General features: G+C 73.5%; 1 protein-coding gene and 1 pseudogene. Both read left to right on the top strand.

What is annotated here, in order from left to right; all coding sequences use genetic code 11:
- A pseudogene (locus K9U40_RS23225) lies at nt 1–145 on the top strand (dihydroorotase); the annotation flags it as partial.
- Nucleotides 142–618 (top strand): glycerol-3-phosphate acyltransferase (locus tag K9U40_RS23220; RefSeq protein WP_282892432.1); only part of this gene is annotated, 477 nt, incomplete at its 3' end. The pseudogene K9U40_RS23225 and the gene K9U40_RS23220, both read left to right, overlap by 4 nt.

Here is a 618-nt window from a genome sequence, read left to right as displayed (position 1 = left end):
GCCCTACGTGCTCGATAAGCGGCGGCTCAAGTCGCGGTCCAAGAACTCGCCCTTCGACGAGGCGCGCCTCCAGGGCGCCGCGGTGCTGACGCTGGTGGGTGGCCGGACGGAGCACGCCCTCGACGATCTCGCGGCCGCGGCATGACGCTCCCGGACCTCGCGACGCCCGCCGTCCTCGGCGGCCTTGCCCTGGGTTACGCCCTGGGCTCGATTCCGTTCGGGCTCATCCTGACGCGGTTTGCCGGGCTCGGCGACGTCCGGGCGATCGGCTCGGGCAATATCGGCGCGACCAACGTGCTGCGCACCGGCCGGAAGGGCCTCGCCGCCGCGACGCTGCTGGGCGATGCCCTGAAGGGGACCGCCGCGGTGCTGATCGCCCGTCAGCTCGGCGAGGGCCCGGCGCTGGCGGCCGGCCTCGGAGCCTTCCTCGGCCACCTCTTCCCGGCCTGGCTCGGCTTCAAGGGCGGCAAGGGGGTGGCGACCTTCATCGGCGTGCTGCTGGCCTTCAGCCCGCCGGCTCTGACGGCCTTCGCGGCGATCTGGCTCGGCCTGGCCTTCGCGCTGAAATACTCGTCGCTGGCGGCGCTGGCTGCATCCGCGGCGACGCCGCTCGTGCTG

The sequence above is a fragment of the Xanthobacter autotrophicus genome (genome assembly GCF_030015065.1).
GTDB lineage: Bacteria > Pseudomonadota > Alphaproteobacteria > Rhizobiales > Xanthobacteraceae > Xanthobacter > Xanthobacter autotrophicus_D.
This window is presented reverse-complemented; position numbering and strand designations above follow the sequence as displayed.